The 14369-nt window shown below is 63.1% G+C and carries 9 protein-coding genes and 1 pseudogene; 6 read left to right on the forward strand and 4 right to left on the reverse strand.

Features of this window, described 5'->3' with window-relative positions; all coding sequences use genetic code 11:
• The first annotated feature begins 8 nt into the window (after nucleotides 1-8).
• The 4 genes and pseudogenes from bioB (at nucleotide 9) to BM436_RS28490 (ending at nucleotide 4600) form a co-directional block, all read left to right on the forward strand.
• Nucleotides 9-1031 carry a biotin synthase BioB gene (bioB, locus tag BM436_RS28475; protein WP_093559152.1) on the forward strand — a complete coding sequence of 341 codons (1023 nt, stop codon included), beginning with the start codon at nucleotides 9-11 and terminating at the stop codon, nucleotides 1029-1031.
• Between the two features lie 47 nt (nucleotides 1032-1078).
• Nucleotides 1079-1225: pseudogene (locus BM436_RS28480) on the forward strand (biotin carboxylase N-terminal domain-containing protein); the annotation flags it as partial.
• A 266-nt stretch (nucleotides 1226-1491) separates the two neighbouring features.
• Nucleotides 1492-3129, forward strand: coding sequence for a GMC family oxidoreductase (locus tag BM436_RS28485; protein WP_093559154.1), 1638 nt, complete (start codon nucleotides 1492-1494; stop codon nucleotides 3127-3129).
• A 43-nt stretch (nucleotides 3130-3172) separates the two neighbouring features.
• Nucleotides 3173-4600: an aldehyde dehydrogenase family protein gene (locus BM436_RS28490; RefSeq protein WP_093559156.1), complete on the forward strand. Its 1428-nt coding sequence runs from the start codon at nucleotides 3173-3175 to the stop codon at nucleotides 4598-4600.
• An 84-nt stretch (nucleotides 4601-4684) separates the two neighbouring features.
• On the opposite strand, the gene BM436_RS28495 is transcribed toward BM436_RS28490, so the two are convergent.
• Genes BM436_RS28495 through BM436_RS28510 form a run of 4 tightly spaced genes read right to left on the reverse strand, consistent with a single transcriptional unit; the run spans nucleotide 4685 to nucleotide 11484 of the window.
• Entirely contained in the window at nucleotides 4685-7072 is a 2388-nt protein-coding gene (locus BM436_RS28495) for an efflux RND transporter permease subunit (protein ID WP_093559158.1), read from the reverse strand.
• The gene (locus BM436_RS28500) at nucleotides 7069-8223 is read right to left on the reverse strand and encodes a WD40/YVTN/BNR-like repeat-containing protein (protein WP_143133340.1); all 1155 of its coding nucleotides are present in this window, start codon (nucleotides 8221-8223) and stop codon (nucleotides 7069-7071) included. The genes BM436_RS28495 and BM436_RS28500 overlap by 4 nt, the downstream gene beginning before the upstream one ends.
• Nucleotides 8224-8247: 24 nt before the next feature.
• On the reverse strand, nucleotides 8248-9609 hold the full coding sequence (locus tag BM436_RS28505) for a DUF1329 domain-containing protein (protein ID WP_093559162.1): 1362 nt from the start codon (nucleotides 9607-9609) through the stop codon (nucleotides 8248-8250).
• Nucleotides 9610-9630: 21 nt separating this feature from the next.
• A complete protein-coding gene (locus BM436_RS28510; protein WP_093559164.1) occupies nucleotides 9631-11484 on the reverse strand; it encodes a DUF1302 domain-containing protein in 1854 nt (617 codons plus the stop codon).
• Nucleotides 11485-11752: 268 nt separating this feature from the next.
• On the opposite strand from BM436_RS28510, the gene BM436_RS28515 reads away from it, so the two are divergent.
• Together BM436_RS28515 and BM436_RS28520 are read left to right on the forward strand one after the other, a co-directional pair.
• Nucleotides 11753-12691, forward strand: coding sequence for a helix-turn-helix domain-containing protein (locus BM436_RS28515; RefSeq protein WP_177307570.1), 939 nt, complete (start codon nucleotides 11753-11755; stop codon nucleotides 12689-12691).
• Between the two features lie 88 nt (nucleotides 12692-12779).
• Nucleotides 12780-14357, forward strand: coding sequence for a class I adenylate-forming enzyme family protein (locus BM436_RS28520; RefSeq protein ID WP_229490817.1), 1578 nt, complete (start codon nucleotides 12780-12782; stop codon nucleotides 14355-14357).
• Nucleotides 14358-14369: the final 12 nt, after the last annotated feature.

The following is a 14369-nucleotide window of genomic DNA, read 5'->3' on the forward strand; positions in this document are numbered from 1 at the left end:
TAATTTCCATGGCGCCGCACACTGTCACTTTCCACACGATTTCGCGCACCGCGCAGGCCCGGTCCGATCCATGGCCGCTGGACGACGTCGCCGCGCTGTTTGACCTGCCGTTTACCGATCTGCTGTTCCGCGCTCAGCAGGCGCACCGCGAGCACTTCGATCCGCGCGAAGTCGAGTTGGCCACGCTGATGTCCATCAAGACAGGCGGATGTCCGGAGGACTGCGGCTACTGCCCGCAGGCCGCGCGCTACGACACCGGCGTCGAGGCCCAGAAGATCTTGCCGCTCGATACCGTGCTGGCGGCGGCCAAGGCCGCCAAGGCCAGTGGCGCGACCCGCTTTTGCATGGGGGCGGCGTGGCGCGCGCCGAAAGACCGCGATCTCGATCATGTCGAAGCGATGGTGCGCGAAGTCAAAGCGCTTGGCCTCGAAACGTGCGTGACGCTCGGGATGCTGGCCGAAGGGCAGGCTGAGCGCCTGAAGAACGCGGGCCTTGATTATTACAACCACAATCTCGACACCGCGCCGGAGATTTATAAGCACATCATCACTACCCGCGACTACCAGCACCGTCTAGACACATTGGAACGCGTGCGTCACGCCGGTATCAAGGTGTGCAGCGGCGGCATCGTCGGCATGGGTGAATCGCGCCGCCAGCGTGCCGGCCTGATCGCGCAGCTCGCCAATATGGATCCGTACCCGGAGTCGGTGCCGGTGAACAATCTGGTGCAGGTCGAAGGCACACCCTTGTATGGTACCGACCCGATCGATCCACTGGAATTCGTGCGCACCATCGCGGTGGCACGCATCACCATGCCGAAGGCACGCGTGCGCCTGTCGGCAGGCCGCCGTGAGATGGGCGATGTGGTACAGGCCATGTGCTTCGCGGCGGGCGCCAATTCAATTTTCTACGGCGACAAGCTGCTCACCACCTCTAACCCGGAAGTTGATGCGGACCGGGCCTTGCTGCAAAAGTTGGGCCTGCGTACCAGGCACATGTTGCATGAACCGCAGTGCGAAGCCGGGCACTAAGATCAATGAAACAAGGAGCGAATTTGTTCCCACGATACTGATGGCAAAACCGGGGCGACGTCGCATGCCGGGTTGCGGCCACTGCACGCCGCCTCGGCGTCAAAACGGTTGCCGTCGATTCGGATGCGGATGCCGGCGCCCGCCATGTCGCCGTGGGTGACGAAGCTATGCCGAATGGGCGCGCGCCAGCCAGAGCTATTTGTGCGCAGCAAGCGGGCTGCGGGCGATATCTCGGGCGCGCTGATCCCGTGCGATGGCGGCGGGGCGCTGGAAAGCGTGAAGCCACCGCTGGAAGCGTGCGCCACGCCGGTTCCCAGCGTATGTCCGGTGCACGGATAGTCAACCGTTTGCATAGGCTGCACAGCGGCATGCACAGCCTCCCCTTACATTCGAATTGCAGGTATGACGCCCCGGTTATCCGGCGCGGTTCCAGATCAATCAATTCGCCAGGGAGCGTTGTGTGGATACACAAGAGTTTGACTATGTTGTCGTTGGCGGCGGTTCGGCCGGATGCGTATTGGCGGCCCGATTATCGGAAGATGGCCGCCACGCCGTTTGCCTGCTTGAGGCCGGGGGAGCGGACAACAGCATCCTGATTCAGGCACCGATCGGCGTGGTGGCCATGCTGCCCACCAAAATCAATAATTATGCCTTCGAAACCGTGCCGCAGCACGGCCTGAACGGCAGACGGGGTTACCAGCCGCGCGGCAAAACCCTGGGTGGAAGCGGCTCCATCAATGCCATGCTGTATGTCCGTGGACACCGGCACGATTATGAGCACTGGGCCGCGTTGGGCAACAAGGGATGGTCGTACCAGGACGTGTTGCCTTACTTCAAACGGTCCGAGCATAACGAAGTGCTCGGCGCGGATGCCTATCACGGCGTTGGCGGTCCGTTGAACGTCACCTATCCCCGTTACGACAATCCGATCAACCGGATATTCATCGAAGCCGCCGCGAGCCAGGGCATCCAGGAAACCCCCGATTACAACGGCGCACGCCAGCAGGGCGCGTTCCTGTATCAGGTGACGCAAAAGGATGGCGAGCGCTGTAGCGCGGCGAAAGCCTTCCTCTCGCCGAACAAAGCCCGTCCCAATCTGAAGATCATTACCGCCGCCACCGCGGCGCACGTCGTGTTCGAGGGGGGGCGTGCCGCTGGTGTCGCGTATTATCGGGGCAATGCGTTGCGCACAGTGCGGGCGCGCCGCGAAGTGATCCTTGCGGCCGGCGCTTTTGGCTCGCCGCAGTTGCTGATGCTGTCGGGGATCGGGCCGGCGCGCCACCTGCGCGAACTGGGCATTCCTGTGATTGCCGATTCGCCGGGCGTGGGAGGCAATCTCCAGGACCATGTCGATTACGTCCAAAGCTGGCGTGCCCGCAGCGACACATCGACCTTCGGCATCTCCGGCAGGGGGGCCATCCGCATGAGCAAAGCCCTGCTGCAATGGCGGCGGCAGCGCTCCGGCATGGTCACCAGTCCGTTCGCGGAATCGGGCGCTTTTCTCTGTTCATCCCCCGACGTCAGCGTCCCCGACCTGCAACTGATCTTCCTGATGGCCATCGTGGACGACCACGGACGCCGCATTCATATGGGCCATGGATTTTCCTGCCACGTCGGTCTGCTGCGCCCGCGAAGCCGTGGCCGTGTCACGCTGGCCAGCCGCGATCCGCGTGATGCCCCGCTGATTGATCCGAACTTTTTCGGCGACGAGGCGGATTTCACCGGGCTGCTGCGAGGCGCGCAAATTCAACAAAAAATAATCGAATCCAGTCATTTTGACCCGATCCGGGGACCCATGCTCCACCCCGTGCGGGCAGGCAACCTGGAAGAGCTCGAGAACGACATCCGCAACCGCGCCGATTCGCAATATCACCCGGTGGGCACTTGCAAGATGGGCATCGACAAGCTGGCCGTGGTCGATCCCCGCCTGCGTGTCCGAGGCGTGCGGGGACTGCGGGTGGTCGACGCGTCGATTATGCCGGCGCTTATAGGTGGCAATACCAATGCCCCGACGATCATGATCGCTGAAAAGGCGGCCGACATGATACGTGAAGATGCCAGGGCCAACAGCCCGACGGTCGGTGTCGCATGCGTATAGGGGCAGTTTCGCTGCCATTTTTAATCACTTTTAGGACAAGCACATGAGCATTGATTTTTTCTCGCAATACACGATGACATCGGACGGCGAGGCCGTCGATACGGCGCAGCGCCTTGACGTGCTCAATCCGGCCACGGAAGAAACGATCGCCGTCATCCCGCGCGCCGGCAAGGAGCATCTCGATGCGGCGGTCGCCGCAGCCCGCGCCGCGTTTCCCGCCTGGGCGGCGCAGCCGATGGATGCGCGCAAGGAAATCATGGCCGCCTTCGCGGAGCGCATGGCCTTGCACGCGGACGAGCTGGCGGCACTGTTGACGCGTGAACAGGGCAAACCGTTGGCCGCCGCCAAGGAAGAGGTTGCCGGCGGCATCCACTGGGCGCGCCATTTCTCCACCATGACCTTGCCGGTGGCATTGATCGACACCATACCCGGCCAGCGGATCAGTGTGCGTAGCGTGCCGCTGGGCGTGGTCGGCGGCATCGTGCCGTGGAATTTCCCGGTCTTGCTGGCGCTGTGGAAAATCGCGCCGGCGCTGGTTGCCGGCAATACCCTGGTGATCAAGCCTTCGCCCTTTACACCGCTGACCCTGCTAAAACTGGGCGAACTGGCGCGCGGCCTGTTTCCCGCCGGCGTGTTCAATGTCATCTGCGGCGGCGACGATGTCGGCCCGTGGATGACATCCCACCCGGGCATCGACAAGATATCCTTCACCGGGTCCACCGCCACCGGCCGCAAGGTCATGGAAAGCGGCGCCGGCAATCTGAAGCGGCTCACATTGGAACTGGGCGGCAATGACGCGGCCATCGTCATGCCGGACGTGGACATCCCCACGGTTGTCGAACCCTTGTTCTGGTCGGCCTTCTTCAATTGCGGCCAGATTTGCGTGGCCGCCAAGCGCATGTACATCCACGAGGAAATCTATGACGAGCTGAGCCAGGCGCTGGCCGACTACGCCAAGTCCGTGCGCACAGGTGATGGCGCGCAGGAGGGCATCACGCTGGGGCCGGTTCAGAACCGTCAGCAGTTCGCCCGCCTCAAGGGCATGCTGGCGGAAGCGCGCGAAAGCGGTCTGCGCTTCCTGGCCGGGGGCCAGATGCCGGAGGCTGGAAAAGGCTATTTCTTCCCGGTGACCATCGTCGACAATCCACCGGATGATGCCAAGGTCGTCACGGAGGAGGCGTTCGGTCCCATCTTGCCGCTGCTGAAATTCAAGACGATAGACGAGGTGGTTGCGCGCGCCAACAACTCCGAGTATGGATTGGGCGGCACGATTTGGGCGAAGGACACGGACCATGCGCAAGCGGTCGCGCTTCGGCTGCAAACCGGCACGGTGTGGATCAACCAGGCGTTCGGCGTATTCCCCGAAGCGGCTTTCGGCGGGCACAAGCAATCGGGTATCGGTACCGAGAACGGGCTGGACGGTTTGCGCGAGTACACCAACACGCAAACGATCACCTTGAAAACGGCCTGATGCCGGGGCCGCGGCGGAACCGCCGCGGCCGGTGTTGAAGATGGCCCCGGCGGCGTTGGGCGCGCTTTGCAGCGCGCCCTTTTTCTAGGCTGTTTTCGGTGCGTTTGCCGGCCTGGGCGCCAGCAGCGCGATCAGCGCCGGGATCATCACGATGGCCCCCACCATATTCCACAGGAACATGAAACCGAGCAGCAAGCCCATATCGGCTTGAAACTTGATGTCGGAGAAGGTCCAGACGGCCACGCCCAGGGCCAGCGTGATGCCGGTCAGCATGACCGCGCTGCCGGTGGTTTTGAGCGTTTCAAAATAGGCGGGGACCAAACCCATGCCCTGGTCCAGGAAATGCTCCAGCCGGTTGTACAGGTAAATTCCGTAGTCGACCCCGATGCCGACGCCCAGGGCGATCACCGGCAAGGTGGCGACCTTGACGCCCAGGCCGAGCCTGGCCATCACGGCTTCGCACAGCATCGAGGTGAGGAAGAGCGGGACAATGAGGGCCACCGTGACCCGCCAGGAGCGGAATTCCCACAGCACGAGGATGGCGACGATGCCATACACCAGCAACAACATCTGCGTTTCCGCCCGTTTGATGACGATGTTGGTGGCGGCTTCGATCCCGGCATTTCCCGCGGCCATGATGAATTGCGCCTGCCCGTCATTGTGTTCCGCGGCGAATCGTTCGACCGCCGTGACCACCCGCGTCAGGGTTTCCGCTTTGTGGTCGGACAAGAACACCAGCACCGGCGTCATGGAACAGTCGGTATTGAAAAACTCCGAAGGCAAGGCGCGGTGCGCCGCGTTCGAGACGAAACGGTTGCGGGTAATGGCTGACCACTTGAGGTTGCCGCCATTGCTGCCGGTGATCATCTTCTTCATCGCGTTGAAGAGCGAAGCCGTCGACTCGACCCCTGCCACGTTCTCCATCGTGGCCTGGAAGCGCTCCACCGCGGCGGCGACTGGATAGGAACCGCAAGTATCGGGCGGGGTTTTCACCATGACGACGAACACGTCCGGGCTGGTGGAGTAGTGGCTGACGATGAAACCACTGTCGCGGTTGTAGCGCGAATCGGTCCGCAATTCCGGCGCGCCCGGCTCCAGGTCGCCGATTTTCACGTCGCGGGCGCAGTACCATGCGCCCGCGAACAGCAGCAGCGAGAGCAGCGCCACCACTTTGGCCCGGCGCGGCTCGGCCAGCGTCGACAGCGCGCGGGCGAAGCGGTGCGGGCTATCGAGTTTCCTGTGCTGGTGGCGGATACAGGCCGGCGAGACGCCGACCCAGGACATCAACAGCGGCAGCAGGAACATTTTGGTCAGGATAATTGTCAGCACGCCGACCGATGCGCCTATCGCCAGCTCGCGAATCACGCCAATATCGATGACCAGCAAGGTCGAAAACCCGACCGCGTCGCAGATCAGCGCGACGCTGCCGGGGACGAACAGCATGCGGAATGTCTGTCGCGCGGCATCGATGTTGGATTTGCCCCGGGCGCGTTCCATCGCCATGGTATTGATGTTTTGCACCGCATGGCTGACGCCGATCGCAAAGGTCAAAAAAGGCACCAGCATCGAGTACGGGTCCAGCCCAAAACCCAACAGCCGTATGATCCCCAGTTGCCAGATAACCGCAAGGCTGCAGCAAAACAGCGTGGCCAGCGTGCTGCGCAGGCAGCGCGAGTAGGCGTACAGCAACACCGCCGTCAGCGCATAGGTCAGCAGGAAATACAGGCCGATTGCGCGGCCGCCTTGAATCAGGTCGCCCACGACCTTGGCGAATCCCGTGATGTGGATCTGGATGTCTCGCGACGAGTAGCGGGATCGGATGCGTTCTTCCAGCCTGTCGGAAAACGCACCGTAGTCAAGCTTGTTTCCGGTCTGGGGATCGACTTCGAGCAGCGGCACCAGTATCACGGCCGACTTGTGGTCATTGGCGACCAGACTGCCGACGGTGCCGGAGCGCTCGACGTTGGTGCGGACGATGTCCAGTTTGGCGGGGGAATTGTCCAGGCCTTCGGGAATGATGCGTCCGGCCGTCATGCCTTCTTCGGTCATTTCCAGCCAGACCACATTGGGTGTCCACAGCGACTTCATGTTGCCGCGGTCGACGCCGGGAATGTAGAACACCTCGTCGGTTATGTTCTTGAGGGTTTCAAGATAGGCTTTGCTGTAGATGTCGCCATTGCGCGCCTCCACTGCGATACGCACCACATTGCCCAGCGGGCGCAGTTCGTTTTCGTAAAAAATGGAATTGGTGATGAAGGGATGGTTGGCGGGCACCATTTTTTGCAAACTGGCGTCGATACGCAAACTGGCCGCGTGGTAGGCGAAGAACAGCGAGGCCAGTATGAAGGCCAGAAGAATAATGATACGGTGCTTGAACAGGTGCGGCTCGATCATTTTTTCAAGCAGGCCCGGCTTGGCATGCTGCGCCTGCCGAGGCGGGATATCGGGGACGTTCCAGGATTCTCGTTTCATGGCGATCTGGGTTGTTCTGCTGTATGCAAGGGAAACCGGACGGCGCCAGCGGCGCCGGCCAGGATGAGGGTGTGCTGGCTCTCCGCCCAAGTCATGGCACTGACCGGGCTGGAGGTAGCGGGTCCGGCGACGAAGCTCCGTCCGCCGTCGCTACTTTTGAGCAAACGCCCATCGGCGGCGGACAGATAGAGCGTGCCGTCGTCCAGCATGACGCTGGCCGTCAGTGATTTTTTCGTTCCGGTCGGGATGGCTCGCCAATGCCTGCCCTGATCGCTGGAGCGAAAGACCGTGCCGCCGAAGCCATACGCGAGGATGACACTGGCGCCGCCCCCCTCCTGGAACTCGCGCGCGCCGAACAACTGGCCGGCGTAGCCGGTGTCCAGCCGTTGCCATGCGGTGGCGCCCGCGCCCAGGCGGAAGAGCTTGCCGGCTTCGGCGGCCAGCAGTACCGCGCCGTCCGCCTGGCCGCTGACGGCGTTGATATGCAGGCCGTCCGGATTGCCCGCTTCGATGCCCGCCAGTGCCCAGTGCGCGCCCGCGTCGCCGGTACGAAACACCTGGCCGAAGGAGCCGACCGCGTAGCCGACGGTGGCGGAGGCGAACCACACGTCGAACAGCGGCCGGGACGGTCCGAATTTGGCGCCCGCCATGGCGTCTTCCAGCGCGTCCTTCAGGCGCTGGAGGCTAGCGGGGTCCTGCCGCGCCGCTTGGGCGCGGCGCAGGTGGCCTTGCGCCGCCTCCAGCATGAGTGCGTTGGCCTGGTTGCCATCAAATTGCCTGGTCCAGGTCTTGCCGCCGTTTTGGCTCGTCAGGATGAGGCCGTCGTGGCCGACGGCCCAGCCGCTGAGCGGGCTGGGAAAATGGACGGCTGTGAGCGTCACTGACGCCGGCACCTCGGCCTGTGTCCAGTCCTTGCCACTGTTGTCGGAGTAGACGATGGTGCCGCGCTCGCCCACGGCCAACAGGCGCTTGCCCGCCCAGGCCAGGTTCAGCAGCATGCGCTTGTCCGCGTTGGCTGACAGGATGGCGGGAAGGGCCAGCAGGTCCACCGCCGCCAGCGCCTGGGCAGGGCCCAGCAGGGCCAGCAGGGCCAGCAGTGGACCGCACAGCGGCGCCAGCATGTGGCGCCGCGGGTGTGAAGAGGATCGCATCATGGGTTTTCCGTGGCGAGCCGCTTAGTTGCTGACGCGACGCAGGGTATCGACCGAGAACTGGTTCACATCGGTCTTGACGTTGAACTTGATCGGCCGGCGCGCGTTGACCAGGGCTTGCACCAGATAGCGGCGGGCTTGCAGGTCATACATGAGCTCGCAGGCAAACCACGGGGCCGGGGCGTCGTAGAACTGGACCGCCGCCACTTCCTTGATGCGCCAGAGTTCGCCGCGGCCGTCGTACTCGTCCGCATGGGCGACTTGCCAGGAATCCTCGTCGATATAAAACACGCGCTTGCTGTAGATGTGGCGCTTGCCAGACTTCAGCGTCGCCTCGACCACCCAGACGCGATGCGGTTCATAGCGGACCAGGTCCTGGTTGATATGGCCCGGTTTGACCAGGTCCGAGGCGCGCACATCCTTGCCCAACATCCGGTAGTTGTTGTAGGAGATGATCATTTCCTTCTTGCCCAGCAGTTTCCAGTCGTAGCGGTCGGGCGCGCCGTTATAGGCGTCGTAGTCGTCGATGGTGGCCAAGCCGTCGGCGCCTATCTGCGGCGAGTCGTAAGCGACTTCTGGGGCGCGCAGCACGCGCCGCGCACCGGGGTTGTAGGTCCAGACCAGGCGCGGTTCCTTGAGCTGGTCGAGCGATTCGTGCGCCAGCAGCGCTTCGCCGGCCACGCTGGACGGCGCTGTCAGCTGGGCCCGGTAGTAAAACAGGCGATTGGGCTCGGGTTTATCCATCGACGAGGCCCAACTGATTAATTCGCTTCGTTCAACCGGGGTGAACGCGCCGTTCACCTGGACGGGGAAGGTGCTGCTGATGCGGTTCAGGCTGCCACCCCGATAGCGCGTCAGATGGTTCATGATCACTTCCAGGCCGCTCTTGGGAATCGGGAAGGGAACACTGGACTTGTTGACGTTGGCCAAGCCGTTGCCGCCCTCCAGCAAGGCGGCCTTGCCGGCTTCCGCCTTGATGTAATCGTACTGCTGCTGTGGCATTGCCGCGGTGCGATGGCTGGGATAAACATGGATCTTGTAGCTTGGGAAGCGCTTCAGCAGTTCCACCTGGCCGGGGGCGAGCTTGTCCTGGTACTGGGCGAGGTTGGCGGCGCTGATGCTATACAGCGGTTTCTCGGCCGCGTACGGGTCGGCATACACCGTTGCCGGATCAACGTTCGCGGGCGGCTTGGCCAAGCCGCCGTCCCATGCCGGAATCGCGCCATCTTTGCTGGCGGCGCGTTCAGCGCCGGTGGGCGTCAGGTCTTTGCCCAGGCGCTCGATTTCCGGCGCCGTCAAGGCCGCCAGCGCGCCGTTGGCGGTGAGCATGCACGCGCTGATCAGGCTGGCGGCAAGCTTGTGATTGAGTGAGTTGCGGATCTGCATAGTCGGTCTCCTTGTCGGTTCTTAGAAATTGATGCCGGCCACCACGGACACGAAGTCGCGATCGTGCAGAACATCGTATTTGGCGTTGCGATTGAAGCGGGTGTAGCTGATGTCGCCGTAGTAGCGGCTGTTATATTCGGCGCGCAGGCCCAGGGCGAGAATTTGGCGGTGCGCGCTGAAGGCCGCGTCGGCGGCGTAGCCTTTGACGTCATGCGACCAGAACAGGCGCGGCTTGAGATTGACGCCAGCGTAGGCATTGGGATAGCTGAGTTCGGCCAGAACACGGTAGCCCCAGGCGTTGCTCGTGAAATAGCCCTTGTTTTCGCAGTAGTCAGGATTGGGATTGGCGGTGGCGGCGCACGCCACGGTCGCGCTCTGGCCCATGCCGTAGACGAAGTTGCGCCCGTAGCGGGGGCCGGTGCCGGGCTCGCCGATGCCCGACCAGCGCTGGTAGGCGGCCTCGCCGATCAAAGTGAGCGATTCGGCCGCCATCAGTTGCGGCACGATTCTGATGGTCGAGAGCTGCACTTGCGTGCGGTTTTTCAGGTCGTAGCCACGGATGTAACTGCCCGGCGCGGCGCTGCCCGCCGCCCCTTGCGGGCCGATGCCAAAGCCTGTCCCGAGCACCAGATCGACAGCATTGATCTGGACCGGTATGTCCCGGCTGTGACTGATTTCTCCCGAGACCGTCCAGCCCTTCAGTACGGTCGAGGCGCTGGCGCCGACGACCTTGATGTTCTCCGCTGAATAGTCGAACTGGTACTGCATGGGCGGCAGGATCGTGCCCCAGGCGGAGTTGTTCGGCGAGGCCGTTTTCAAGGCCGTGACGATGGGCGTGCGCTGGTGGTAGTTGACGACATAGGCGCCCAGGTCGGTGTCCAGCGCGGCGGAGAAATAGTGCAGTGCCAGGCCGAACTGGCCGCCATTGCGCGGCTCCTTGTCCGGCGCGCGGCGCATGCGGAAATTAATGTCGGGAACGCCCGGCGCGACAGGCACGCCGGCAAATTGGCTGCGGTCGCTCAGGCCCAGGGCATCGCCGCCCACCAGGGCTCCCGCGGGGCAATTGAGCAGGTCGGACAGCGACCAGTACGTGCCGCAGCCGTCCAGCACGGTTTTGCGCCAGCGGAACTGATAGAACACGTCGAGGCTCAGGCCCTCGGCCAGTCCAAGGTTGGCCGAGAGTTGCGGGATGGGCAGCAGGATGTCCTTCACTTGCGCGCCCGGCCGGTTGGCGGCGGTGACGTCGAAGGCGCCGAATTGATTGATACCGGGAATGAACAAACTCTCGCCCCAGTTCACCACGTGATTGCCCAGCTTGACGTTGACGGGCATATTGGCCGCCAGGTCGAGGTCGGCGAACACATAGGCGTTGCCCAGTTCGGCACCGGAAAATTTCGTCAAGCGGTCGAAGCCCGCATCGTCCAGGGGGCGTCCCGCCATATAGCCATTGCCGAAATTTCCGTGGGCGACGTCGCTGCGCTTGCCGGTATAGTCGTACCAACCCTTGGCGCCGATCAGGACGCCCACCTTGTCCTGTTTGATCAGCACTTCGCCACTGAGGCGCGCGATGCTGGTGAAAATCGCTCCTTTGTCGTAATTCAGCTCGCCATCGTCATTGGAACTGCCGCCGCGTCCTCCATGCACGGTGGAAATCAGGGCGTCGTCCGGACCGCGCATCCGGCGGCCGACGCCGACCGAGGCGTTCAAAGTCCATTTACCTTCGGCCCCGTTCTCCAGCTGGAATTCGCCCGCGGCCGCCGGCATGGCGATGCAGCCGCCACCGAGCATCGCGGCGATGGTGCTGAAAAGCTGCTTTCTCAGCAATGCGGGCTGGTCTGTCGCGGTGGAACTTGGGCGCTTTGAAACCTGGCTCATCTAGTACTCCTCCATGTTATTCATTGCTTGTTGTCGATGCCCCATGCCTGATCATGAAAGGCTGCGTACGAGTGTAGGGAGGAGGGCAAATGGCCGCATGGCCAAACGTGCAGCGGCTTGACGAATCGTGCAGCGTCCCGGCTGGACAACGCGATAGCCAGTTGACGCAAGAATGGGCTGGGAAAGAACGCAACAATGGTTAAAAAAACCAGGAGACCAACCCGATGCGCCCCTCTCGAATTTGCCTGGCCGGGCCGGATGCCCGCGCATGAATACCTCGGTCCAAAAGTATCAGTTCTCCGACATTGCATCCTGGCAAAGTGCCATCGCGGACCAGTTTGTGCCGCTCGAGATGCAGGTGCCCGGCGGTATCGGGCGCTTCTACGCGAAGGGAGGCATCGCGCGTTTCCACCACAGCGTGGTGTCGCAAATGACCGTGACGCCACATCGGCTGCGGCGCGAAAAAAGCGCGGTCAGGCAGGCGACAGTCAGCCACCTCAAAGTCCTGTGGCCGATTCAGGGACGCTGCCGCCTGCATTACGGCGGCAAAGAGCACGTGCTGCAACCCCGGCAATGGACGGTCTATGAAACCGGCTCCGAATACGCCATCGAAGTGGACGAGACCGCCACGTTTCTCGCGCTCATGTTGCTCGACACGGAAGGCGCCGGCCTGTTGCCGGCACTGCGGCGCCTGCGCGGCCGTCCGCTGGCCGTGACTGGCGCCGCTTCCGTGGCGCTGGCAACGCTGGATAGCCTGTTGAAAGAGGGCGCCTCACTGGACCGGCGTAGCGAGGAATTTATTCAGGACACCATTATCGCGCTGCTGGACTGCGCGCTCAGGCAGGACAGCGCCGTGCCGGCGCCATCGCCAACCAGGCCGGACCGGTTGCGGGCGATCCAGCAATTCATTCGCGAGAACCTCGCCGATCCGGAGCTGTCGCCTGAGAAGATCTCCAATATTTACGGCATGTCGCGGCGCAGCCTGTACACCATGTTTCTCGACGCCGGCAATACGCCCGCGGCCTTCCTGCTATCCACCCGGCTGGTCGCCGCGGTAAGCATGTTCGAGAACCATTCCTGCCGCAACCGCAGCGTCACCGACATCGCTTTTGAATGCGGGTTTGCCAATATGTCGCATTTCAGCCGCGTTTTTCGCCAGCGCTTCGGCATGAGTCCCGGTGAATGGCGCCGTCGGCACCTGCTGTAAATCCCCGAGGGCGTGCTGCCCTGCTTGCCGGGCCCCCGATACAGCGGGGGCCACCGCTTCTAACGCTCAAACTAACATGGAGTCACTCTTGAATCTCACATTTACTGCCCCGACCATTGCGGCGGCGCTGGCCGCCGCGGCGGCTGAACACGAACATCGTCGCGCCTATATCGACGACGGCCAAGTCCATTCATTCCGCGACACCGACAATTGCGCCGCTGCGCTGGCCGGGCGGCTCGCCGCGGCAGGCATCGAGCGGGGCGACCGCATTGCCGTCATCGCGCCGAATCAGATCGAATGGGTGCATGTTTTTTTCGCCGCCGCGAAACTGGGCGCCGTGATCGTCGGACTTAGCGTGCGCTACCGCGATACCGAGCTCGATTACATGCTGAGCGACAGCAAGGCCACCATGGTGATTTCGTTGGCTGAATATGCGGAGTATGACTACCGCCGCTACTTCTCGGCGGCCAAGGCTGAAGGCCGCCTGCCGGATCTGAGGCACGTGGTCTACCTTGCGCCGCGGGACGTCCATGTGCTGGCGCCGTTCGCCGCACTCGGTGAAGCCGCCGCGGCCCCCGTGGCCGAGGCGGTTGTCGGGCCGGACGACCTGATGATGATCATTTACACGTCCGGCACTACCGGCAAACCCAAGGCGGCCGGACTGACGCACCGTACCATGCTGGCCTCGGCGGGGGCGCAGGCGCGCCATATCCGTGCCGCACCGGACGACCTGATTCAGCTGGCCAATCCGCTCAATCACGTCGGCGGCATCACCTGCGGCATCCTGACCTTCCTGCTCGCCGGTGCGACCTGCGAGCTGGTTCCGGTGTTCAAGGCGGAAATCGTGCTGGATCTGGCCATGCGGCGCCCGCCCACCGTCATCAGCGGCGTGCCGACCATGCTGACGCTGCTGCTGCGCCATCCCAAGGTGACGGAGGTCGACTTCTCCAGCGTGCGCCTGGTCTTTATGGGCGGTGCGAATGTCGATGGGGCGATCCTGGAGCGGCTGCAGCAGGTCATGCCAGGCGCGCGCCTGATGAACTTGTATGGCATGACCGAGACCGCCGGCGCCATCGTGATGACACCGTGGGACTGCGGCAAGGATGATCTGTTGCTGTCCATCGGCCTGCCGCTGGAGGGCGCCCAAATGCGCGTCGTGGACAGTGCCGAAAGGCCCGTGCCGCCGGGTGAGGTAGGCGAACTCTGGTTCAAAGGGCTGGGGGTGATCCCCGGCTATGCCGGCGCGCAACACGGCGCGGAGGCCTTCGACGCGGCTGGTTGGGTGCACAGTGGCGACTTGGCCTATGTGGACCAGCGTGGCTACGTGTTCCTGAAGGGGCGCGACAAAGACATGTATATCCAGGGCGGCTTCAACGTCTATCCGGTGGAGGTCGAGAACGTGATCGCGTCACATCCGGCGGTCATGCTGGTCGCCGGTGTCGGCGTGGCCGATCCCGTGCTGGGGCAGGTTGGCCGATATTACGTCGTCCCGAAAGAGGGGGCCGGCGTGACGGAGCAGGAACTGATCGAGTATTGCCGGTCGCGCGTTGCGAACTACAAGGTCCCCAAGGAAGTGCTGTTCCGTACGGAGTTGCCCATGACCCCGGCGGGAAAAATTCAAAAATCAGCCTTGCGCGGCGAGCAGCTCGCCGGCGGGACAAAGTAAAGCGGAGGCTAA

It is taken from the genome of Pseudoduganella namucuonensis, assembly GCF_900116645.1.
Taxonomy (GTDB): domain Bacteria; phylum Pseudomonadota; class Gammaproteobacteria; order Burkholderiales; family Burkholderiaceae_D; genus Rugamonas; species Rugamonas namucuonensis.

What these genes read in the sequence shown, in the direction of transcription:
- BM436_RS28490 (WP_093559156.1), top strand. Translation starts at nt 3,173, where the DNA reads ATGAGCATTGATTTTTTCTCGCAATACACGATGACATCGGACGGCGAG.
- BM436_RS28500 (WP_143133340.1), bottom strand. Translation starts at nt 8,223, where the DNA reads ATGCGATCCTCTTCACACCCGCGGCGCCACATGCTGGCGCCGCTGTGC.
- BM436_RS28495 (WP_093559158.1), bottom strand. Translation starts at nt 7,072, where the DNA reads ATGAAACGAGAATCCTGGAACGTCCCCGATATCCCGCCTCGGCAGGCG.
- BM436_RS28510 (WP_093559164.1), bottom strand. Translation starts at nt 11,484, where the DNA reads ATGAGCCAGGTTTCAAAGCGCCCAAGTTCCACCGCGACAGACCAGCCC.
- BM436_RS28505 (WP_093559162.1), bottom strand. Translation starts at nt 9,609, where the DNA reads ATGCAGATCCGCAACTCACTCAATCACAAGCTTGCCGCCAGCCTGATC.
- bioB (WP_093559152.1), top strand. Translation starts at nt 9, where the DNA reads ATGGCGCCGCACACTGTCACTTTCCACACGATTTCGCGCACCGCGCAG.
- BM436_RS28515 (WP_177307570.1), top strand. Translation starts at nt 11,753, where the DNA reads ATGAATACCTCGGTCCAAAAGTATCAGTTCTCCGACATTGCATCCTGG.